General features: G+C 65.8%; 21 protein-coding genes. 13 read left to right on the top strand and 8 right to left on the bottom strand.

Annotated elements, in window-relative coordinates; genetic code table 11:
- Nucleotide 1: 1 nt before the first annotated feature.
- From L0C59_RS01545 to L0C59_RS01530, 4 genes are read left to right on the top strand one after another with little or no spacing between them, the layout of a single operon-like run.
- The gene (locus tag L0C59_RS01545) at nucleotides 2–1,321 is read left to right on the top strand and encodes a sugar ABC transporter permease (RefSeq protein ID WP_243089396.1); all 1,320 of its coding nucleotides are present in this window, start codon (nucleotides 2–4) and stop codon (nucleotides 1,319–1,321) included.
- A gap of 4 nt (nucleotides 1,322–1,325) precedes the next feature.
- Nucleotides 1,326–3,038: a glycoside hydrolase family 13 protein gene (locus tag L0C59_RS01540; protein ID WP_243089395.1), complete on the top strand. Its 1,713-nt coding sequence runs from the start codon at nucleotides 1,326–1,328 to the stop codon at nucleotides 3,036–3,038.
- 8 nt (nucleotides 3,039–3,046) lie between these two features.
- Nucleotides 3,047–3,400, top strand: a complete 354-nt coding sequence (locus L0C59_RS01535; protein WP_243089394.1) for a hypothetical protein — start codon at nucleotides 3,047–3,049, stop codon at nucleotides 3,398–3,400.
- Nucleotides 3,401–3,425: 25 nt separating this feature from the next.
- The gene (locus L0C59_RS01530) at nucleotides 3,426–5,666 is read left to right on the top strand and encodes an endonuclease MutS2 (RefSeq protein ID WP_243089393.1); all 2,241 of its coding nucleotides are present in this window, start codon (nucleotides 3,426–3,428) and stop codon (nucleotides 5,664–5,666) included.
- Here L0C59_RS01530 and L0C59_RS01525 read toward each other — a convergent pair.
- Nucleotides 5,663–6,064, bottom strand: coding sequence for an acyl-CoA thioesterase (locus tag L0C59_RS01525; RefSeq protein WP_243089392.1), 402 nt, complete (start codon nucleotides 6,062–6,064; stop codon nucleotides 5,663–5,665). The genes L0C59_RS01530 and L0C59_RS01525 overlap by 4 nt on opposite strands.
- Nucleotides 6,065–6,113: 49 nt before the next feature.
- Here L0C59_RS01525 and L0C59_RS01520 point away from each other — a divergent pair, with 49 nt between their 5' ends.
- Together L0C59_RS01520 and L0C59_RS01515 are read left to right on the top strand one after the other, a co-directional pair.
- The gene (locus L0C59_RS01520; protein ID WP_243089391.1) at nucleotides 6,114–7,802 is read left to right on the top strand and encodes a M3 family oligoendopeptidase; all 1,689 of its coding nucleotides are present in this window, start codon (nucleotides 6,114–6,116) and stop codon (nucleotides 7,800–7,802) included.
- Nucleotides 7,803–7,860: 58 nt separating this feature from the next.
- Nucleotides 7,861–8,313 (top strand): arsenate reductase ArsC, encoded by a 453-nt coding sequence (locus L0C59_RS01515; protein ID WP_243089390.1) that lies wholly within the window; start codon nucleotides 7,861–7,863, stop codon nucleotides 8,311–8,313.
- Here the strand turns inward: L0C59_RS01515 and ubiE are convergent.
- Nucleotides 8,302–9,009, bottom strand: coding sequence for a bifunctional demethylmenaquinone methyltransferase/2-methoxy-6-polyprenyl-1,4-benzoquinol methylase UbiE (ubiE, locus tag L0C59_RS01510; protein WP_341474721.1), 708 nt, complete (start codon nucleotides 9,007–9,009; stop codon nucleotides 8,302–8,304). The genes L0C59_RS01515 and ubiE overlap by 12 nt on opposite strands.
- A 60-nt stretch (nucleotides 9,010–9,069) precedes the next feature.
- On the opposite strand from ubiE, the gene L0C59_RS01505 reads away from it, so the two are divergent.
- On the top strand, nucleotides 9,070–10,902 hold the full coding sequence (locus L0C59_RS01505) for an ABC transporter permease (protein ID WP_243089389.1): 1,833 nt from the start codon (nucleotides 9,070–9,072) through the stop codon (nucleotides 10,900–10,902).
- Nucleotides 10,899–11,822, top strand: coding sequence for an ABC transporter permease (locus L0C59_RS01500; protein ID WP_243089388.1), 924 nt, complete (start codon nucleotides 10,899–10,901; stop codon nucleotides 11,820–11,822). Before L0C59_RS01505 ends, L0C59_RS01500 begins: the two co-directional genes overlap by 4 nt.
- Here the strand turns inward: L0C59_RS01500 and L0C59_RS01495 are convergent.
- The 4 genes from L0C59_RS01495 to L0C59_RS01480 are packed head-to-tail and all read right to left on the bottom strand — an operon-like array spanning nucleotide 11,810 to nucleotide 14,373.
- Nucleotides 11,810–12,085: a hypothetical protein gene (locus L0C59_RS01495; protein WP_243089387.1), complete on the bottom strand. Its 276-nt coding sequence runs from the start codon at nucleotides 12,083–12,085 to the stop codon at nucleotides 11,810–11,812. The two genes, L0C59_RS01500 and L0C59_RS01495, sit on opposite strands and share 13 nt — an antisense overlap.
- A gap of 4 nt (nucleotides 12,086–12,089) precedes the next feature.
- A complete protein-coding gene (locus L0C59_RS01490) occupies nucleotides 12,090–12,878 on the bottom strand; it encodes a PSP1 domain-containing protein (RefSeq protein ID WP_243089386.1) in 789 nt (262 codons plus the stop codon).
- Nucleotides 12,875–13,684: a DNA polymerase III subunit delta' gene (locus L0C59_RS01485; RefSeq protein ID WP_243089385.1), complete on the bottom strand. Its 810-nt coding sequence runs from the start codon at nucleotides 13,682–13,684 to the stop codon at nucleotides 12,875–12,877. The genes L0C59_RS01490 and L0C59_RS01485 overlap by 4 nt, the downstream gene beginning before the upstream one ends.
- Entirely contained in the window at nucleotides 13,651–14,373 is a 723-nt protein-coding gene (locus L0C59_RS01480; protein ID WP_243089384.1) for a metallophosphoesterase family protein, read from the bottom strand. Before L0C59_RS01480 ends, L0C59_RS01485 begins: the two co-directional genes overlap by 34 nt.
- A 23-nt stretch (nucleotides 14,374–14,396) precedes the next feature.
- On the opposite strand from L0C59_RS01480, the gene L0C59_RS01475 reads away from it, so the two are divergent.
- Together L0C59_RS01475 and L0C59_RS01470 are read left to right on the top strand one after the other, a co-directional pair.
- Nucleotides 14,397–15,020, top strand: a complete 624-nt coding sequence (locus tag L0C59_RS01475) for a hypothetical protein (RefSeq protein WP_243089383.1) — start codon at nucleotides 14,397–14,399, stop codon at nucleotides 15,018–15,020.
- Between the two features lie 13 nt (nucleotides 15,021–15,033).
- Nucleotides 15,034–15,234, top strand: a complete 201-nt coding sequence (locus tag L0C59_RS01470; protein WP_243089382.1) for a hypothetical protein — start codon at nucleotides 15,034–15,036, stop codon at nucleotides 15,232–15,234.
- Between the two features lie 47 nt (nucleotides 15,235–15,281).
- On the opposite strand, the gene L0C59_RS01465 is transcribed toward L0C59_RS01470, so the two are convergent.
- Both L0C59_RS01465 and L0C59_RS01460 read right to left on the bottom strand, forming a co-directional pair.
- Nucleotides 15,282–15,701 (bottom strand): hypothetical protein, encoded by a 420-nt coding sequence (locus L0C59_RS01465; protein ID WP_243089381.1) that lies wholly within the window; start codon nucleotides 15,699–15,701, stop codon nucleotides 15,282–15,284.
- A 44-nt stretch (nucleotides 15,702–15,745) separates the two neighbouring features.
- Complete coding sequence (locus L0C59_RS01460) at nucleotides 15,746–16,714, bottom strand: tetratricopeptide repeat protein (RefSeq protein ID WP_243089380.1); 969 nt, start codon at nucleotides 16,712–16,714, stop codon at nucleotides 15,746–15,748.
- On the opposite strand from L0C59_RS01460, the gene L0C59_RS01455 reads away from it, so the two are divergent.
- The 3 genes from L0C59_RS01455 to L0C59_RS01445 all read left to right on the top strand — a co-directional run bounded on the left by L0C59_RS01455 (nucleotide 16,671) and on the right by L0C59_RS01445 (nucleotide 20,835).
- Nucleotides 16,671–17,894: an MFS transporter gene (locus L0C59_RS01455; RefSeq protein WP_243089379.1), complete on the top strand. Its 1,224-nt coding sequence runs from the start codon at nucleotides 16,671–16,673 to the stop codon at nucleotides 17,892–17,894. The genes L0C59_RS01460 and L0C59_RS01455 overlap by 44 nt on opposite strands.
- Before the next feature lie 179 nt (nucleotides 17,895–18,073).
- Entirely contained in the window at nucleotides 18,074–20,053 is a 1,980-nt protein-coding gene (thrS, locus tag L0C59_RS01450) for a threonine--tRNA ligase (RefSeq protein ID WP_243089378.1), read from the top strand.
- Entirely contained in the window at nucleotides 20,053–20,835 is a 783-nt protein-coding gene (locus tag L0C59_RS01445; protein WP_243089377.1) for a PaaX family transcriptional regulator C-terminal domain-containing protein, read from the top strand. The genes thrS and L0C59_RS01445 overlap by 1 nt, the downstream gene beginning before the upstream one ends.
- The last annotated feature ends 4 nt before the right edge of the window (nucleotides 20,836–20,839 follow it).

Here is a 20,839-nt window from a genome sequence, read left to right as displayed (position 1 = left end):
GATGCGGCGGCTTCTTTTCCTTCTCCTTTTTGGCCTTGGCCTCTATGGAGCCTACTGGTTCGCGGCCCACCGGCTCTTTGACGAGGGCTCCTACCGCAAACAGGTGGCCTTCGGCAGCGTCTTCGTGCCCTATGGCTGGGCCTATGCCCTGGGCATCCTTTTGGGCCTAGTCCTCCTCGTCCTCCTCTATAGCCTGGTCTATACCGCGCTTTTGAACCGCCTCCAGGGGCGCAAGCGAAGCCCCTGGCCCCTTTTCCGGCAGGGGGTAACCCACCTTTTCCTCTGGGTCCTGATCCTGCTGGTCTACTACCCCGTGGTGCAGGTGGTGGCCGCCAGCTTTGACCCCACCAACAACCTCTTCAGCTTCCGCAGGCCGGACACGGGGTTTCTCCTCTTGGACGCCAAGGTTATCCCCTACGTGCCCAATCCCTCCCTGGAAAACTACGCCAAGCTGGTGGAGGGGGTGGTGCTTTACCCCTACCAGGTGGGCCTTCTCCTCCTTGGGGGGCTCGCCCTTTTGGCCGTGGCCTTCATCGGCCTCCTGAGGCGGCTTTCCACCCCGGGGGACTGGATGGACCTCTGGCAAGGGAGGGCTCTGCTCCTCCTGGCCCTGAGCGTATTCGCCCTGGCCCTTACCCTTTCCCCCAAGCAGTTCACCGGAAAGGGGACGGAGGCCAAGTTCCTGCTGTGGGTGCGCAACACCTTCCTCATCTCCGGGCTCACGGGCCTTTTGGCCGTTTTGCTCACCGCCACCGCTGGCTACGCCTTCGCCCGCTTCCGCCATCTTCCCGGCCGCTACCCCATGCTCCTCTTCTTCATCTTCGTGCAGATGTTCCCCGGATTTCTGGCCTTGGTGGCCATCTACTACCTCCTTTCCCGCCTGGACCTTTTGAACACCTTCACCGGGCTCGTGCTGGCCTACTCCGGGGGGATCATCAGCTTCGGCACCTGGGTGTACAAGGGATACCTAGAAAGCATCAGCCCGAGCCTCGAGGAGGCGGCCATGGTGGACGGGGCCACCAAGTGGCAGGTCTTCACCAAAATCCTCCTCCCCCTTTCCGCCCCCATGTTCGTCTTCATCTTCCTCCTGCAGTTCGTGGGCACCTATTCCGAGTTTGTCCTGGCCAACCTGGTCCTCACGGGGGTGGAGAGCTGGAACGTGGGCGTGGGGCTTCGGAGTTTCACCACCGGCCAGTTCCAGACCAAGTGGGGGATCTTCGCCGCCGCCAGCGTCTTAGGCTCCCTGCCCATCCTCTTCCTCTTTTACGGCTTCCAACAGTACTTCGTCTCCGGGTACACCGCAGGGGCGGTGAAGGAGTAGACCCGTGGCCCACTACCACGACCTGGAGCACCTCCATCCCCCCCTGCCAGAGCTGGGGGAGGAGGTGAGCTTTTTCCTGGAAACCGAGGCGAAGGAGGGGCTTTTCCTCTACGAAAAGGACGGGGAGATCCACAAAAAACCCATGCACCGGGCCCAAGGAGGCCTAAGGGTGCGACTTGCCGTGCACACAAGCCCTTTTCGCTATTGCTTCCTCCTGCCCGAGGGCTATGTGGGAAGCCACGGCCTGGAAAAAACCCTCCCCCGCTACGACCGCTTCTTCCACCTCCTGGCGGGGCCCCTTCCCCCCTGGTGGGCCCTGGGCACGGTCTATTACCAGATCTTCCCCGATCGCTTCCGCCAGGGGCGGAAGGAACTCGCCCCCAAGGACGGGGAATGGCTTCTCATGGGCAAGCCCATCCGCAAAAAGGCCTGGAACGAACCCCCGGGCCCGGAAGGGGCTTGGGAGTTCTACGGGGGGGATCTTTGGGGCATTCTGGAGGCCCTCCCCTACCTGGAAAGCCTAGGGGTGGAAACCCTTTACCTGACGCCCATCTTCCAAAGCCCAAGCAGCCACCGCTACGACACGGAGGACTACCTTCGGGTGGACCCCCACCTGGGAGGAGAAGAGGCCCTGGAAGCCCTCTTCCAGGCCTTGGAAAAGAGGGGCATGCGCCTGGTGCTGGATGGCGTCTTCAACCATGTGGGGGCCACCCACCCTTGGTTTCAAAGGGCCCTAAAGGACCCCAAAAGCCCAGAGCGGGGCATGTTCAGCTTTAATCCCGATGGCTCCTACGCCGCCTTCTGGGGGATAAAGTCCATGCCCAAGCTGGACTATGCCTCCCCCCTCACCCAGGAGCGCCTCGTCTATGGCCGGCGGGCCCCCATCCGCTACTGGATGCGCCTGGCCCACGGCTTCAGGCTGGATGTGGCCCACTCCATCGGGGAAGGGGGGACGAACCGCAAGAATGCCCGCTGGCTTCGGGCCTTAGCCCGGGCCGCTAAGGAGGAAAGGCCCGAGGCCGTGGTCTTCGGGGAACTCTCCTACGACGCCACCCCCACCCTAAGGGCCCATACCCTGGATGGGGCCATGCACTATGCGGGCTTCGCCCACCCCGTGATGGAGTGGCTTTCCGGAAGGGATGTGCACGGACGCCACGTCCACCTGGATGCCCAGGAGGCCTGGGAGGTCCTCTGGGACCACTACCAGGCCCTGCCCGTGCAGCTTCGGCACAGCATGTACACCCTCCTCTCTTCCCACGACATCCCCCGCGCCCTTTGGCGGCTTAAGGGGGATGTGGGACGGTTCCAGCTGGCCTACGCCCTCCTCTTCGCCTTCCCGGGAAGCCCCGCCATCTACTACGGGGACGAGGTGGGCCTTTCCCAACCCAACCCCCACGCAAGGTGGCAAGGAGACCCCTACTGCCGGGCCCCCTTCCCCTGGGACGAAGGCGCATGGAACCACGAGGTCTTGAGCCTCATCCGCAGGCTGGCCCACCTCAAGCGCACCCACCCTGTCCTGCGCCTGGGAGGGCTTCTCCCCCTCGAGGCCGGCAAAGGGGTGTTGGCCTTCAAAAGGCGGTACCGGGGCCAGGAGGTCTGGGCCTTTTTCGCCCCCGGAGGGGCGAGAATCACCCTCCCTCGCGGCCTAGACCTCCTGGCTGAGAAGGAGGTGGAAGGGGAGATGGAGGCCTCGTACCTCCTCTTCCAGCCTTTATAATGGAGCCCATGCGGCTTAAGCGCTTGGCCCCCAAGGCGCGGCGGATGGGTAGACCGCAAGCCCAAACCCCGAAAACCCTCCAAACCGAGGGGAACCTCCTGGTGCGGCTGGAGGCCCTAAAGGGGGAAAACACCAAGGCCCCTGGCTTCTGGGAACGGGCCCGGGCCTTGCTCCGGGAGGCCAAGGCCCGCTGGGAAAACCTCTCCCCGGAGGAACGCCAGCGACTCCTTTCCCTTCTCATGTGGCTTCTTGCCCTCTTACCCCCGGGGCGGTTAGGCCGGGTGGGGCTCCTTTTGCAAAAGGCCTTGGGCCCTGGGGGCGAGGTGGCCTTCTCCCTGCTTCTTCGCCTGTTAAGGCGCTAGGGCTTTCCCGGTATACTAGGCTTTTGTGCGGGATGTCCTCGAGGTCCTGGAGTTCCCCAAGGTCCGCGCCCTCCTATCGGAAAGGGCCAAGACCCCCTTGGGGCGAAGGCTGGCCTTGGCCCTTGCCCCCCTCTCCCAGGAGGAGGCAGAAAGGCGCCACGGGCTAACCCAGGAAGCCCTGGCCTATCCCTACGCCCTTCCCGAGGCGGGCGCCCTCGAGGAGGCCTACCAAAGGGCCCTGGCGGGGGCTAGGCTTTCGGGCCTGGAACTCCTCAAGGGAGCCCAAGCCCTGGAGGGGGCCATAGCCCTCAAGGAGGAGCTCCTTCCCCTAGGGAACCTCCTGAGCCAGGTGGCGGCGGGCATCGGGGAGCACAGGACCTTCCTCGCCAAGGTGAGAAAGGCCCTGGACGAGGAAGGGGCCGTGCGGGACGAGGCAAGCCCTAGGCTTTTCGCCATCCGCCGGGAGCTAAAACCCCTGCGCCAGCAAATCCTGGAGAGGCTCTACGCCCTTTTGGACCGCCACCCCGAGGCGGTCCAGGATCGGTTCGTGACCCTGCGCCGCGAGCGCTACTGCATCCCGGTGAAGGCGGGTATGGCCCAGAAAATCCCCGGCATCCTCCTGGACGAGTCCGAGTCCGGGGCCACCCTTTTCCTAGAGCCCCTCTCCGTGGTGAAGCTGAATAACCGCCTCCAGGCCCTGCGCCTTCAGGAGGAGGAGGAGGTAAACCGCATCCTGCGGGAGCTTTCCGAGACCCTAGCGGGGGATGGGGAACTGCCCGGCACCCTCGAGGCCCTGGGCCTTCTGGACCTCATCCAGGCCCAGGCGGCCCTGGCCCGGGATCTGGGGCTTACCCGGCCCCGCTTCGGGGAGGCCTACCAGCTTTCCCAAGCCTTCCACCCCCTCATCCCCAATCCCGTCCCCAACTCCCTTTCCCTGGACGGGGAAAGGCGCCTCATCCTGGTCTCCGGCCCCAACATGGGGGGGAAGACCGCCCTCCTAAAAACCCTGGGCCTGGCGGTGCTCATGGCCCAGTCGGGGCTTTTCGTGGCCGCCAAGGGGGCCACCCTGGCCTGGCCTGACAGGGTCTTCGCCGACATCGGCGACGAGCAGTCCCTTCAGGAAAACCTCTCCACCTTCGCCGGGCACTTGAGAAGGCTAAAGGAGATGCTCCAAGACGCCACGGCCCGGAGCCTGGTCCTCATCGACGAGCTGGGCAGTGGCACCGACCCCGAGGAGGGAGCCGCCCTTTCCCAAGCCATCCTGGAAGCCCTCCTGGAAAAAGGGGTCAAGGGCTTGGTCACCACCCACCTCTCCCCCCTGAAGGCCTTCGCCCAGGGGCGAAGGGGCATCCAAAACGCCTCCATGCGCTTTGACCTGGAGGGCTTGCGCCCCACCTACGAGCTGGTCCTGGGGGTGCCAGGGCGGAGCTACGCCTTGGCCATCGCCAGGAGGCTTTCCCTGCCCGAGGCGGTGCTGAAGCGGGCGGAAAGCCTTCTGCCCCAAGGGGGAAGGCTGGAGGCCCTCCTGGAGGAGCTGGAGGCGGAAAGGTTGCGCCTAGAGGAGGAGCGAAGCCGGCTCCTTTCCCAGATGGCCCAGGTGGAGGCCCTAAGGAAACGCCTGGAGGAGCGGGAAGCCCGCTTTGAGGAGGAGCGGGCGCAAAGGCTCAAGGCCCTGGAGGAGGAGGTCCGTCAGAAGCTCCTCAAGGTGGAAGCGGAACTCAAGGCCCTCAAGGAAAAGGCCAAAACCCAGGGGAAAAAGGATGCCCTGAGGGAGCTTCTAGCCCTGAGGGAACGGTACACCAGGAGCACACCCACGGGTGCCGTGGAGGTGCCTAGGGGCCTCGAGGCGGGGCAGATGGTGGAGATCCCCTCCCTGAAGCGCCAGGGAAGGCTTCTGGAGCTGAGGGGAGAGGAGGCCTTGGTCCAGGTGGGCCCGGTGAAGATGACGGTGAAGGCCAGGGAACTCACCCCCCTCAAGGCCCAGGAAACCCCCAAGGCCCTCGGCCTAAAGCCGCGAAGGGAGGTAAAGGAGGTGGACCTCAGGGGGCTTACCGTGGAGGAAGCCCTCTTGGAGGTGGACCACGCCCTGGAGGAGGCCCGCTCCTTGGGCCTTCCCACCTTGCGCCTCCTCCACGGCAAGGGCACCGGGGCCCTTAGGCAGGCCATCCGCGAGGCCCTAAGGCGGGACAAAAGGGTGGAAACCTTCGCCGACGCCCCTCCCCACGAGGGGGGGCACGGGGTCACGGTGGTGGTGCTCAGGGGCTAGAAGGAACGGCCTTCCAGGGCCTCTATGCGCTCCCGGATGTGGGGAGGTAAAGGGGCAGGCCTGCCTCCTTCCAGCCAGACCTGGACCGTCTTGCCCCGGGCGGCCTCCTCCCCCTTTGCCAGGAGGAGGTACTCCATGTCAAAGCTGCTTCGCCCGATGCGCACCACCCTGACCCCCACCTCCACCGGGTCCTCGAGGAGGATGGGCCTCAGGAAATCCACCTCCGCCCGGGCCAGGATGAAGTGCCCCTTTCCCACCCAGTCCCTTTCCAATCTCTGGAAGTAGGCGGCGCGGGCCACCTCAAGGTAGGTGAGGTAGACGGCGTTGTTCACGTGCCCCAGGGCATCCAGGTCGCGGAAGCGCACCTGTATGGGTACGGATACGGGAAACCCCTCCACGGAGCCCAAGTATACCAGGGCTGACCCGCGGGTCAGGTATAGTGGGGCCATGGAGACCACGTGGGACCTAACCCCCCTTTTCCCCAGCCTGGAAAGCCCCGAGTTCCAGGCAGCCTGGGAAGGGGTAAGGAAGCGAATCGACCAGCTTAAGGAGCAGGTGGACCAAAAGGCCCCCCTAGGGGAGGTCCTGGCCTCCCTGGACGCCCTTCGGGAGGAATCCACCCCCCTTTGGGCCTACCTCTACGCCCGCTTCACCGCCGACACCGCCAACGAGGCCGCCTTGGCCAAGCTCTCCGAGCTGGAGGTGCTCTTCCTGGACTTCGCCCGCCTCAGGCCCCGCCTCACCCGCTACCTGGCCCTCCAGGACCCAGAGGAGGCCGGCCCTTACCGCCTCTTGGTGGAGGAGGCCCGGGAGGAAGCCCTGCACATGATGCCCGAGGGGGAAGAGGTGTTGGCGGCGGAGCTATCCCTCTCCGGGCGCCAGGCCTGGTCCAAGCTCCACGAGAACCTCACCAGCCAGATCACCGCGGTGGTGGACGGGGAGGAGATGCCCATCACCAAGGTGCGCAACCTCTACTTCCGCCCCGAGGAGGAGGTGCGCAAGAAGGCCTACCAGGCGGAGCTGAAGGCCTGGGAAGGCCACGAGGTGCCCCTGGCCTACGCCCTAAACGGGGTCAAGGGGGAGGCCTCTGTCCTGAACCAGAGGCGGGGCTACCGGGATGACCTCGAGCCCAGCCTACACCGAAACCGCATCACCCGAAAAGCCCTCATGGCCCTCCTGGAAGCGGTGCGGGAAAACCTGCCCCTCTTCCGCCGCTACCACCTCCTTAAGGCCAAGGCCCTGGGCAAGGAGAGGCTGGACTGGTGGGACCTCTTTGCCCCCCTGGGAAAGGGAAGGCCCTGGAGCCTGGAGGAGGCCCGGGACTTCATCCGGGAAGGGCTCGCCGCCCTGGTCCCGAACGCCGCTAAAGTGGCGGAAACCGCATTCCAAGAGCGCTGGATGGACCTCCTGCCCCGCAAGGGAAAGGTGGGCGGGGCCTACTGCATGCCGAGGGGTGGGGGCAAAAGCCTCATCCTGGCCAACTACGAGGAGAGCTTTGAATCCGTCTCCACCCTGGCCCACGAGCTGGGCCACGCCTACCACAACTTCGCCTTGGCCCAGGTTCCCCCCTCCTTAAGGGAGGTGCCCATGACCCTGGCGGAGACCGCCAGCATTATGAACGAGACCCTGGTGGTGGAGGCGGCCCTCAAGGAGGCCTCTGCCGAGGAGGGGCTTTTGATCCTGGACGCGTACCTGCAAGGGGCGGCCCAGGTGGTGGTGGACATCCATAGCCGCTTCCTCTTTGAGTCCTGGGTCTTTGAAAGGAGGAAGGCCCGGGAGCTTTCCCCAAGGGAGTTTAAGGAGCTCATGCTGAAGGCCCAGCAGGAGGCTTACGGGGAGGCCCTGGCCAGCCATCATCCCTACATGTGGGCGGTGAAGGGACACTATTATGGCGCCGACTTCTACAACTACCCCTACACCTTTGGCCTTCTCTTCGGCTTGGCCCTCTACCAGGAGGCCAAGGAGGACCCGGGCTTCGCCGAGCGGTACGAGGCGCTCCTGGCCTCCTCGGGCATGTACCGGGCCAAGGAGCTGGCGGCCCGCTACGGCTTTGACCTGGAAAGCCCGGCCTTTTGGCAAAAGGGCCTGAAGGTCCTGGCGGAGAAGGTGGCGGAGCTGGAAAGGAGGCTTTCCTAAAACCCAGGGCCAAGCCTCCTTAACCTTCCCCTGACCGAGAAGGGATAGGCTTTTGCAGATGCGCCTTCTCGTCCTTTGCACCCACAACTCCGCCCGCAGCCAGATGGCGGAGGGCTGGATCCGGCACTGGGCCAGGGAGATGGGGCTGGACCTCGAGGTCCACTCCGCCGGCACCGAGAAGACCTTCGTCAAGGAGGAGGCCAAAAGGGTGATGGCCGAGGTGGGGATTGACCTAAAGGGGCACTCCTCCAAGACCCTTCTGGAGGTGCCCGACCCGTGGAGGTTTGACCTGGTCCTCACCGTCTGCGACGCCGCACGGGGAGCCTGCCCCGCCTACCCCGCCAAGACGCAAAAGCGTCACGTCTCCTTCCCCGACCCTTCGGGAAAACCCCTGGAGGAGTGGCGCCGGGTGCGGGACGCCCTGGGGCGCATGGCCCGGTACCTGGTGGAAAACCTCAAGGCAGGGCGCATCCCCACCGATGCGGAGCTGAGGCGGGCCTCAGGCCTCTAGGTCCCCCACGTGGATGGCCGCCACCCCGAAGGTGAGGAGTTCGTAGCGGACCTTGAAGCCCGCTTCCTCCATCAGGGATTTCAGGGCCTCCGGTGGGGGAAAGGCCTCCACGCTTTCCGGAAGGTAGCGGTAGGCCCCAAAGCTCCCCGAGATCAGGCCTCCTAGGAAGGGAAGGATCCTCTGGAAGTAGATCCGGTAGACCAGACCAAAGGCCCCCCTGGGGGGGGGCGGAAACTCGAGGATGACCAGGCGGCCGCCCGGGGTGAGGATCCGCCGAAGCTCCAGAAGGGCCTTATGGTAATCGGTGAAGTTGCGGAAGCCAAAGGCGATGGTAACAGCCTCAAAACTCCCCTCGGGAAACGGCAGGGCCAGGGCATCCGCCTCCACAAACTCCACCGAAAGCCCCAAGGCCCGGGCCTTCCTTCGGGCGATCCCCAGCATGGGCGGGGCGAAGTCCGCCCCCACCACCTGGGCTTGGGGAGCCCGCTTCTTCAGCATGAGGGCCAGGTCCCCGGTGCCCGTGGCCAGGTCCAGGATGCGCCCGGGGTTTTTTTCCAAGGCCAGGGCCACCGCCCGCCTGCGCCAACGGAGGTCGCTCCCCAGGGAAAGGAGCCGGTTCAAAAGGTCGTAGCGCGGGGCGATCTCCGAAAACATGCGCCGCACCCGCTTTGCCTTTTCCTCCGGCGAAACCGCCACGGAAGGAGTCTAACACCTTCGGGGACTTTAGACCCCCGGGGCTCGGGTACAATCTTGGGCGTGTTGACGGACGAGAGGCGCCTGGGAGTCCTGGTGGCCTTGGGGGGAGGGGTTGTCCTCCTCCTCTGGTACCTGGCCCCTTGGGCGGTACCCCATCGCCTTTTCGGCGGCGAAGGCGTACTCCTAAGTCCCTTCGGCCACCACCTGCCCCAAGGAACCCTGCCCCCGGGCTACCGGGATGGCTGGCTCCTTTGGGCCTTCTATCCCTCCTTGGCCTGGCTGGCCCTCACCCTGGTCCTGGCCTGGACCCCAAAGGCCTCCCGGAAGCTCTACCCCATGGGGGCCTTGGGCCTCGGCCTCTTCCTCCTCACCTACCTCCTCTTCCAAGCCAGCGTGGCCCAGGTGATGGCCGGCGCGGAAAGGCCCATCCTCAGGCGCTACAGCTTGGGGCTTGGCAGCTACGCCACCTTGGCCTTTAGCCTTTACCTTCTCCTCCTGGCCCGGCTTTTCTCCCCGGGTGGCCTGGCCTTTTTGGTGCGCCGCCGGGGGGTGGTGGTACCCCTTTTCTCCCTCCTCCTGGCCTCCTTGCTGGGCGGGGTCATCGTGGCGGTGATGAAAAGGGCCCCAGGGGAGGCCCAGAGCCTGAGGGAGGCCTGGATGCTGAAGCTGGACCTCATCACCTACACCTACCAGCTCCTCTATAGCCCCTTGGTAAACCCCTCGGGTTTCCTGCAAAGCCTCCTTTTGGCCACGCCCTTGATCTTCACCGGCCTGGCTGTGGCCCTGGGCTTCCGCGGGGGGCTCTTCAACATCGGGGCCCCGGGGCAACTGATCCTGGGGGCCATCGCCGCCATGCTGGTGGGGGTGTACCTGCCCGGACCCCGCTGGCTGGTGCTACCCCTGGCCATCCTGGCCGCCGCCTTGGCTGGGGGGCTTTGGGGAGCCTTGCCCGGCTGGCTCAAGGCCCGCTTCGGGGCCCACGAGGTGATCAACACCATCATGCTGAACTACATTGCCGCAAGCCTCTTCCTCTTCCTCATCTCCGCCAACGAGTACAAGTTCTTCGGCCGCACCCTGTATCTGCCCTTCAAATACCCGGGCTACGAGGCCCGAAGCTACGAGATCCGACCCGAGGCCCGCATCCCCCACTGGACCGAGCTGGTGGCCCCAGGGGGGGAGCTCTCCTTCGCCCTGCCCTTGGCCCTCCTCCTGGGCCTTGGGGGCTACTTTCTCACCCGGAAAAGCCTGGGGCACCGGGTGCTCATGGGCCTTCTGGCGGGCACGGGGGGTTACCTGGTGGGCGGCCTTCTTCCCGGACCTACGGTGAGCTTCGGTCCCGACCTCACCTCAGTGCGGCTCAACGGGGCCTTCCTTTTGGCCCTTCTGGCCCTTTTGTTTTTCCACTTCTACGTCTTCCGCACCGTGGGAGGGTACGAGCTTAGGGCCATGGGCCTGGCCCCCAAGGCGGCGGAGTACGGGGGGGTGCTCTCTGGGCGGAAGGTGGTCCTCATCATGTTCCTGGCGGGGGCCTTGGCGGGCCTGGCCGCCACCCACTACGTGCTGGGGGGAGGGGTAGACGAGTACCGCCTGAAGCAATCCCTTCCCTACTCCGTGGGCTTTGACGGCATCGCCGTGGCCCTCATGGGCCAGAACACCCCCTTGGGGGTGGGCCTCGCCGCCTGGCTTTTCGGCATCCTCCTCACGGGGGGGTTGCAGGTGAACCTGCAGCTGGGCATCAGCCGGGAGCTGGTGGCGGTGCTTCAGGCCTTGATCGTCCTCTTCATCGCTGCAGGGGGCTTTTTGCCCCGCTACTTCACCGACCCCTTAAGGGCGGCGGAGGTGGAGCTGAGGGAAGAGGCGAAGAAGCGCGAGGAAGCGAAGGAGGCCCCATGAACCTGGACACCGCCTTTTGGATTGCCCTCTTCTTCTCCACCCTGCGCCAGACCACCCCCCTTTTGCTCACCGCCTTGGGGGGCATGTTCTCCGAAAGGAGCGGGGTGGTGAACATCGCCCTCGAGGGCATCATCCTCTTCGGGGCCCTCACCGCGGCGGTGGTGGTGGAAAGGGTGGAACACCTCCTAGGCCCAGGCCCCCATCCCTGGCTTCCCTGGCTTGGGGTCCTAAGCGCCATGCTGGTGGGCGGGCTGGTGGCCTGGGTGCACGCGGTGGTTTCCATCAAATACCGGGCCGATCAGATCATCAGCGCCACCGCCATCAACCTCCTGGCTTTAGGGGCCCCAAGCCTGGTCCTCACCTACTTCTACGGCAACGCCACCAACTCCAAGGAGGTGGCGAACCGCCTGCCCCTTTGGGGGCCCGAGGGCTTCGCCCTTTCCCCTTTGGTCTACCTGGCCTTCCTCCTGGTTCCCGTGGCCTGGTGGGTCCTCTTCAAGACCCCCTTGGGCCTGCGCCTGAGGGCCGTGGGCGAGCACCCCGAGGCCGCCGATACCCTGGGGATCAACGTGTACCGCATGCGCTACCTTGGGGTGGTGCTCTCCGGGATCCTGGCAGGGCTGGCCGGGGCCTATCTGGCCATCGGCTTCCTCAACCAGTTTGTCCGGGGAATGTCGGCGGGCATGGGCTTCATCTCCCTAGCGGCCATGATCTTCGGCAAATGGCATCCCTTGGGCATCCTTTTCTCCACCTTGCTCTTTGGCTTCGCCAGTGCCCTGGCCATCCAGCTCCAAGGGACGGAAATCCTGCCCGCCGTCTTGGTGCAGGCCTTCCCCTACGTGGTCACGGTACTGGTGCTGGCGGGCTTCATGGGCAAGAGCCGGCCCCCAGCGGCGGTGGGGAAGCCCTACGAGAAGTGAAGGACCTTGACCCAGCGTCCCAGGCGGTAGCGGAGGGTGAGGGCGCTTCCATCCGGGAAGCGGAGCTCCACCCGCCCCTTTCCCAAGGCAAAGCCCGCCAACTCCTCCGCCCCTAGTCCCTGGGCAAAGTGGGCGAAGCCATCGGAGCGCAGGTAGAGGAAGCCCTCCTCCCAAGGGGTGAGGAGGAAGATCTGGGCCTCGGTGCCCTGGCGGTTCAGCACCAGGCGGCGCACCTTCCGGGCGAAAACCTGGGCCCCGGTCATCCCCTCAGGCCAGCTCCTCCTTGGACACCTCCACCGCCTTGCCCTCCTCCAGGAGGAGTTCCACCGTCCCCTTTAAGGGGTTCACCTTCTGCACCTTGCCGCAGACCCCCTCTTTGGTACAGACCCGGGCGTTTTTGCGGGGGAGTTCCGCCAAAAGCTCCCGGTACACGGGATGCTCGTAGGCCAAGCAACAAAGGAGCCGGCCGCAGGGACCGGAGATCTTCTCGGGGTTTAAGGGAAGCCCCTGGTCGCGGGCCAGCTTGATGGAAACCTGGGCGAAACCCTGGAGCCAGGTGGAGCAACAGGACTCCATCCCGCAGGCGCCCAGGGTGCCCAGGTAGGCGGCCTCCTCCCGGGGGCCCTCGGCCAAGAACTCCACCCGGGCCCCGAAGCGCTCCGATAACTCCCGGGTAAAGCGCCTAAGGTTAACCCGCTCCTCCGCGGCGTAGTGCACGGAAAGGTGGCGGCCATCCAGGGTGAAGTCGCACCCCAGGACCTTGGCCTTGACCCCCTCCTCCCGAAGGCGGGCCCTGAGGTAAAACGCCGCCTCCTCCGCCCTGGCCCGGAGCCTCGAGGCCAGGTCCAGATCCTCCTTGGTGGCCAGGCGCACCACCTCCCCGGCCTCCTTCTCCTTCCGGGGCGGGGTGCGCACCTTGCCCACCTCCAGACCCCGGCTGGTGCGCACCACCACATATGCCTCCAGGGGCGGGGGCTCCCCCTGGAAGCGGAAGTAGCGCAGGACAGGGGTGCGGGCTTTGCGCACATCGGCGTGCAGGCGAACGCCCACGGTCATGTTTCCAAGTCTAAGGCCAACCGGGCCAGGACCAGGTCCGGGCTCACATACCGTTCCAAGGCCTCCCGGGCCGCCTCCAGGGCCAGAAGGGCCCGAGGGGAGTGGCGAAAGGCGGCATAAAGGGCGAAAACCCCTTCCTCATCCGCCAAGAGCTCCCTCAGGAGGGCAAGCCGCCGCCAGGGGGAGGCACCCCCCACCTCCCTGGCCTTCTCCATGCGGGCGCGAAAGGCACTAGGATCAGCCAAAGCCCTTAGGAGCCGGCCTGGGGCCCCGCCGGCATAGGCCAGGAGCTCGGGGTCTTGGGTCAAGGGGTAAAGGCGTTCCTCGGGCACGGGGGCAAAGGCCACCTCCAGGGCCCGGCTGGCCAGGGTGGGAAGAAGGGTGGCGCGGCTTGGGGCGATGAGGACGATGCGCCCGTAGGAAGGGGGTTCCTCTAGGAGCTTCAAAAGGGCATTGGCCGCGGCCTCGGTGAGGAGGTGGGCAGCATCCAGGATGGCCACCTTGACCCGCTCCCGGGGGTGGGTGGCGAACCAGGGCAAAAGGGGCTCCACCTCCTCGAGGCGGATCTCCGCCTGTCCCTTCAAACCCCGCTCCGGAGGAGCAATCTCCCAAAGATCAGGGTGCTCCCCCAAGGCGGGGGGAGGGAACCCCCGGTTGAGCCCCCAGGCATACCAGCGGGCCACAAGGCGCCTTCCTACCCCTTCCGGCCCCGAGAAGAGCAAGGTGGAGGCGCCAAGCCGGGGAAGAAGCTCTAGGATGGCCTCATGGCCGATTATTCCCCCAGGGTCAGGCGGGTGTAGAGCCACGTGGGAAACCCCTCCTCCTTCAGGCGGTGGGCCACCCGTTCCAGGTCGTAATCCACCCGGAAAAAGGTGATCCCATCCCCTTCCCAAAGGGCAAAGGCCGCCCCCGGCACATGGTCGCGGGGCTGGCCCACCGAACCCGGGTTGGCCAGGGCCCGTACCGTGGGGGGAAGGATCAGCTCACCCCCCTCGGAAAGGCGTTGGTAGCGCACCCAGGAACGAGGTCCGGAAAGCTCCAGAAAGGCCCCGGCCAGGTGGGTATGCCCGTGGAAGGTGAGGCGGTGCTCCGTGCAGGCAAAGGCCTGGCGGGCCATATCCAGCCCATCCACGTACTCCATGGGGTCGCAGGGGCTCCCGTGGACCAAAAGCGCCCCCTCCACCTCCTTTTGCCAGGGCCAGGAGGCGAGGAAATCCAGGTGCCTTTGGGAAAGCCTCCTTCGCTGCCAGGCCAGGATCTCCAAGACCACCCCCTCCTTGGGCAACCGGTCCAGGGCCAGAAGCCAGGCGTCGTGGTTGCCCAGGACGCACCAGGCCTCCACCTCCATGAGCCAGTCCAACACCCGGTCCCCATCCGGATAGTAGCCCACCGCATCCCCCAGGAAGAGCACCCCATCAAAAGGGGGGGCAGCCTGAAGCACAGCCTGCAGGGCAGGCCAGTTGCCGTGGATGTCGGAGAGGACCAGGTAGCGCACGGGGTTTAGGATACCATGAGAACATGGTTTCTTCCCTACTGGAACAGCTTTCCGCGGACCTCGAGGTCCTCTCGGAGCACCTCCGGGCGGGATTGGACGAATTCGGCACCCTTTACTGCTACCTGGAGGGCGGGCGGGGAGGCAGGACCTACCTTCTCCACGCTCCCTACGGGGAGGCTTTGCCCGTGCTCCAGGCCCTAAACGGCCTCTCCTTTCGGGGGCGGATTCTCCTGGCCTTGGATCCCTCCCCCCTCTCCCCCACCCTGGAAGGCCTTACCCTTTCCGGACCCACCCGGGCACCCCTGGCCCACCTTCTGGAAAAAACCCGCCCTGACCGCCTCCTTCTAGCCTTTCCCGGGGAGGGCCTTGGCCAAAGCTTCCCAGGAGCCAAGGAAACCCCAAAGGGCTGGCAACCCCTAAAGGCCGAGGAGGAACCCCTGGTCTTGCGGGTGGAGGCCCCCACGGGCCTCACCTACCAAGAGGTGCGGGCTTACGAGCCCTGGGAAAGCCCCTCCCTTCCCCTTGAGCTACCCATAAGCCCGGGGCCCTATTGGGGAAGCGTGGGCTTGGCCTTGGGGATTCCCACCTACGGGGTGGGTTTGGTAAACTTACGGGCAAGCCTGGAGGCGCTTCTTAGCCTCTGGTAAGCGGAGGGAGAATATGGTGTACATCGCGCTGTTTGCCTTGGGAGCGGCCCTGGTTACCCTGCTTTTCTACCTGATCCTGAACCCCCGCGTGCTCACCACCGAGGGGGAGACCTTTGACCTGCGCTTTATCCTCTTCATGCTGATGCTCATCATCCTGGCCGCCAGCACCGTGGCCCTGATGCTGACCCTGGGCAAGATGCACCACCTGCTCTAAGCCCAGGCCCGGCTTGGGCCGGAGGGCGCCTTTTGCGGGCTTCCCCCTCAGGAAGCCCGGGTGGCTCCCTTATGGGAAAGCTCTTTGCGAAGATACTCCAGGTCCTTCTCCAGGACCTTGCGGGTGGCCTCGAGGACCGGGGCGAACCCGGGGGGGAACTCCCGGGCCAGGTGGCCCACGCACACCAAAAGCCCCTCCACCATGGCCTTCTCCTGCTCCCGCCGGCGCCTTCCCCCCCGCAGGGCGCTATAGGCCAGGTGCTCCAGCCGCCGCACCACGCACACCCTAGGCTCCCCTCCCACCCCGGCACAGGGGAGGCCCTCCGCACCCCCACAGGCCGCATAGGCCTTGGCGTACAGGGGCGCCAACTCCGGATGCCCTAAAAGGGCGGGCCCCAAGGGTCCCGCATGGGCCGCGGCCAGGCGGAGGTAGGCGGCATGGCGGGCGCGGCGAATCTCCACCTCCATACTTCCATCTTAGCCAAAGGCCCGGGGGACAAATGCCCCCAGGGCTAGGGAAGCCGGAAAGGGCTCCTCAGCCCGGCTAGGGCGATGGCCCTGGCCTCCTCCGGGGCCCAGGAGAGGGCCAAGACCCCCCGGTAGGCCCTCAGGGCCCTCTCCCGCTCCCCCGCCAGGTCCAGAAGCTGGCCAAAGCGGGCCAGCACGTACCCCGGCAGGTAACCAGGGTGCTGGAAGTCCATGCGGAACACCTCCTCCATGAGGCTTAAGGCCTCCTGCCACTCCCCGGCCGCCAGGTAGATCTGGGCCGCCAGATACAGGGCCTCGGGATCCCCTATCTGGAAGAGCCCCTCCAAGAGCCCCGCCCAGTCGTCCCCCTCCTTAAGCTGCCAGGCCCGGTCCAAAAGGGCCCTATGGCGTTCCCCCTCCGTGGGCTCATGGGCCTTGGGCAAGGCCTCGGGAAAGCTTTTGGCCAGAAGGAGGTAGTCCAAAAGCTCCGCCACCACCGCTCCTTCCCGGCCCCTCAAGGCCTCCACCACCCTCTCCATACGGCGGGCCCGGAATCCCGTGGCCGGGCCTTCCCCGAAGGCCTGGGCGTACCCCTCGTAGATGTGGCCCAGACGGTCCAGGAAGGCCTGCGAGCCCAAAACCTCCGGGGCCAGGGGGGTCTTGAGAAGCTGCAAAAGCTCCTGGTCAAAGGCCTGCATCCGCCCCAGGTGGGGTTTCCCCAGGGGATGCTGGGCCAAGGCTTGACGGAAGGCCTCGGCCTCCTCCTTAAGATGGGCCTCCTGGTCCAGGGCCACCACGGGGATCCCCTTTCCTTCCGCCCAGGGAAGCAGGTGAAAGAGAAGGGGGTCCTCCTCCCGCCAAAGCCCTTCCCTCAGGCTTTCCTCCGAGTGGGAGGCCAGATAGAGGACAGGGGCGCCGGCCTCTTCCAAAAGGGCCAGCACCGTGGCGGCGTTGTAGCGTGGATGCAGGATGTGGAAGGGCCCAAGGGAAGGAAGGAGCAGCATCCTCACCATCTTAGACCTCCGGGAGCGCAACTACCGCCTGGCGGTGCTCAACGGCTGGCTGGTGTGGCTGGGGGATACCTTTTTGAATCCCAACATCGTCCTCACCAGCTTCGCCGCCAAGCTGGGGGCCCCCGGGGCCTTGATCGGCCTCCTCCCCGCCTTGCTGCAGGCCGGGGGTATGATCCCCCAGGCCTTCCTGGCCCCCTACGTGGCCCGTTTCCCCCGCAAGATCGTGGTGTACCGGAAGGTGGCGGCCCTAAGGCTTTCCGGGGTGATCCTCATGGCCTTGGCCACCTTCTTCCTGGGTCCTTGGCCCCACCTCCTCCTGGCGGGCTTCCTGGCAGGCCTCCTCCTGAATGCCCTCTTTACCGGGGTTTCCAGCCTCCCCTTCTGGGAGGTGGTGGCCAAGACCACTCCCGTAGAGCGCCGGGCCCCCCTTTTCTCCGCCCGGAACCTCATCGGGGGCTTCCTGGCCTTCCTGGCGGGTTTCGGGGTCCGGGAAATCCTCACCCTTCCCCTTCCCTTCCCCTTGCCCTATGCCCTCCTCTTCGCCCTGGGGGCCTTGGCCTTTGGCACGGGCTGGTACCTTTTCGGCCTCACCCAGGAGCCGGAAGAACCCCCCAGGGAGGAAAGGATCTCCCTGGCTCTACCCCTTAAGCACGGGGGCTTCCGCCGCTACCTCCGGGTGCGGGTCCTCCTGGGCCTTGCGGGGATGGCCGAGCCCTTTTACGCGGTGTACGCGGTGCGCACCCTGGGACAGGGGCAGGAGCTCGGGCTTTACCTCTCCCTTTACGCCCTTTCCTTCACCCTTTCCAACCTGCTTTGGGCCAAGCTGGCGGAGCGGGGTTCCAAGGGGGTGTTGCAGGCTGGGGCTTTTCTGGCCCTCCTCACCCCCCTCTTGGCCCTCCTCCTGCCCGGGGGGCTCTTCGGCCTGGTTTTCCTCCTCCAGGGGGCCTACCTGGCCGCCTTGGGGCTTTCCACCACCACCTATCTCCTAAACCTGGCCCCACCGGAGGAGCGGAGCGCCTTCATCGGCTTGGCCAACACCGTGGCCGGGGTCTTTGCCTTCTCCACCGTCCTGGGAGGATGGCTGGCCGACCGCCTGGGGTTTTCCGGCCTCTTCCTGCTGGCAGCCCTCTTCTACGCCTGGGCCTTTTATGCGGGGAGAAAACTTCCCCACGAGGGCTAAGGAAGCCCTGGGAATCCGGAAGAGTCCCTTTGGCCAGGGGCTTCTTCCATTCGGCCCATCCATGCCCCTCCCCATGCGGGTTCGGCCCCGGCCCCAGCCGGAAACCCTGGGTTTACCCCTAGTCCTCGGCTTAGCTGAATCCATCCCCACCGGCCACGGGGCTGTGTATAGTAGGGTTCATGGTGGTCTACCTGCCGGATGGGAAGGCCCTCGAGGTGCAGGAGGGGGCCACCGCCTGGGACGTGGCCCGGGCCATAGGCCCAGGGCTGGCCAAGGCGGCCGTGGGGGCCTTGGTGAACGGGGAGGTCTACGACCTGCTCAAGCCCCTCCCGCCCGGGGCCCAGGTCCGGATCCTCACAGAGAAGGACCCCGAGTACCAGCTCCTCTTCCGCCACACCCTGGCCCACGTCCTGGCCCAGGCGGTGAAGGAGTTCTTTGCGGAAAAGGGCTACGACCCAGAAAGCGTGCGGCTTGGGGTGGGGCCGGTGATCGAAAAGGGTTTCTACTACGACATCGATGCCCCCGAACCCCTCTCCGATGAGGACCTGCCCGCCATAGAGGAGAGGATGCGGGCCATCATCGCCAAAGACCTTCCCTTGCGCCGCTATGTGCTGCCCCGGGAGGTGGCCCTTTCCCGCTACCAGGGCAAGAACCCCTACAAGACCGAGCTCATCCTGGACCTGCCCGAGGGGGAGGAGATCAGCTTTTACCAGCAAGGGGACGAGGCCTACGGCTTCACCGACCTCTGCCGCGGGCCCCACGTGCCCTCCACCGGCCGCATCCCTCCCCACTTCAAGCTCACCCACGTGGCCGGGGCCTACTGGCGGGGGGATGAGAAAAGGCCCATGCTCCAGCGGGTCTACGGGGTGGCCTTCCGCACCGCCGAGGAGCTTAGGGAATACCTCTGGCAACTGGAGGAGGCCAAGAAGCGGGACCACCGCCGCCTGGGGCGGGAGCTGGAGCTATTCCTGATCGATCCCATGGTGGGGAAGGGCCTGGTGCTTTGGCTCCCCAAGGGAAACGTGATCCGGGAGGAGCTCATGGCCTTTATGCGGGAGGAGCAGATAAGGCGGGGCTACCAGCTGGTCACCACCCCCCATATCGGGAGCCTCGAGCTTTACCGGACCAGCGGCCACTACCCCTACTATGCGGAAAGCCAGTTCCCTCCCATCAGCTTCAAGGAAAGGGGCGAGGAGGAGGAGTACCTCCTCAAGCCCATGAACTGCCCTCACCACATCCGCATCTACGCCTTTAAGAAGCGCTCCTACCGGGAGCTTCCCTTGAGGCTTGCCGAGTTCGGCACCGTCTACCGTTACGAGAAGGCGGGGGAGCTTCTGGGCCTGACCCGGGTGCGGGGCTTCACCCAGGACGATGCCCACCTCTTCTGCACCCCCGGGCAGGTGAAGGAGGAGTTCTTGGGGGTCTTGGACCTGGTTCTGAAGGTGCTCTCCACCCTGGGCCTGAAGGACTACAGGGCCCGCATAGGCACCCGGGACCCCAAAAGCGACAAGTACGTGGGGGACGAGGCCAAATGGTCCCTGGCGGAAAGGCAGATCGAGGAGGCGGCCCTGGAAGCCGGGCTCCACTACACGGTGGAGGAAGGGGATGCCGCCTTCTACGGCCCCAAGCTGGACTTCGTGGTGAAGGACGCCCTGGGAAGGGAGTGGCAGCTGGGCACCATCCAGGTGGACTACAACCTCCCCGAGCGCTTCGGCCTCACCTATGTGGGTCCGGATGGGGCCGAGCACCGCCCCGTCATGATCCACCGCGCCCCCTTTGGCTCTTTGGAGCGCTTCATCGGCATCCTCATCGAGCACTTCGCCGGGGACTTCCCCCTTTGGCTTGCCCCGGTGCAGGCCGTGGTGGTGCCGGTTTCGGAAAAGCAGGAGGACTACGCCAAGGAGGTGGTCTCCAAGCTCAAGGGGGCGGGCCTCAGGGCCGAGGCCGACCTCCGCCCCGAGCGCATGCAGGCCCGCATCCGCGACGCCGAGGTGCAGAAGGTGCCCTATATCCTGGTGGTGGGGGACAGGGAAAAGGCCGAGGGTACGGTAAGCGTGCGCAGGCGGCACCGGGGGAACCTGGGGAGCATGCCCCTGGCCACCTTCCTCGAGGCCGCCCTTAAGGAATACCAAGAACGCCTCTTGGAGCCAGCCTTCTGATGCGGGCCAGATCCACCATCTTCACCCTCTTTGTGGAATACATATACCCGGAACGGCGCGCCCGGGTTCGGGACCTCATCGCCATGATGGAGGCCTTGGGCTTCTCCGAGGCGGCGGTGAGGGCAGCCCTTTCCCGGAGCGCCAAAAGGGGCTGGGTGGTTCCGGAGCGGCGGGGGCGGGTAGCCCACTACGCCCTTTCCGACCGGGTCTACTGGCAGGTGCGCCAGGTCCGGCGGCGCCTCTACGAGGCCAGGACCTCCTGGGACGGGCGTTTCCTCCTGGTCCTGCCGGAAGGCCCCAAGGAGCGGGGGGAAAGGGAGCGCTTCCGGAGGGAGATGGCCCTCTTGGGCTACGGTAGCCTGCAAAGCGGGGTCTACCTGGGGGCAGGGGTGGACCCCGCCGCCACCCAGGAGCTCCTCGCCTTTTACGGGCTTTCCGCCGCCCTCTTTCGGGCGGAGCACCTGGGGCCGAAGGTGGAGGTGCTCCGCGCCTTCCCCCTCAAGGAGGCCTCGGCCCACTACCAAACCCTCCTCTCCCGCCTGCCCCCGGCGCTGGAGGACCCCCTTTTGGCCTTCCAAACCCTGACCCGCCTGGTGCACGAGATGCGCAAGCTCCTTTTTCTGGATCCCCTTCTGCCCCCCGAGCTCCTTCCCCCAGGCTTCCCAGGCCCCTCCGCCCGGGAGCGCTTCCTCGCCCTGCGGGAGACCCTTTACCGGCAGGCCGAACCTTTCCTTAAAAAGCTCTCCCTTCCCCTCTCAGCCCTCTCACCCCAGGCGGGATAACCTT

The organism is Thermus neutrinimicus, from assembly GCF_022760955.1.
In the GTDB taxonomy this organism is placed as follows: Bacteria; Deinococcota; Deinococci; order Deinococcales; family Thermaceae; genus Thermus; species Thermus neutrinimicus.
This window is presented reverse-complemented; position numbering and strand designations above follow the sequence as displayed.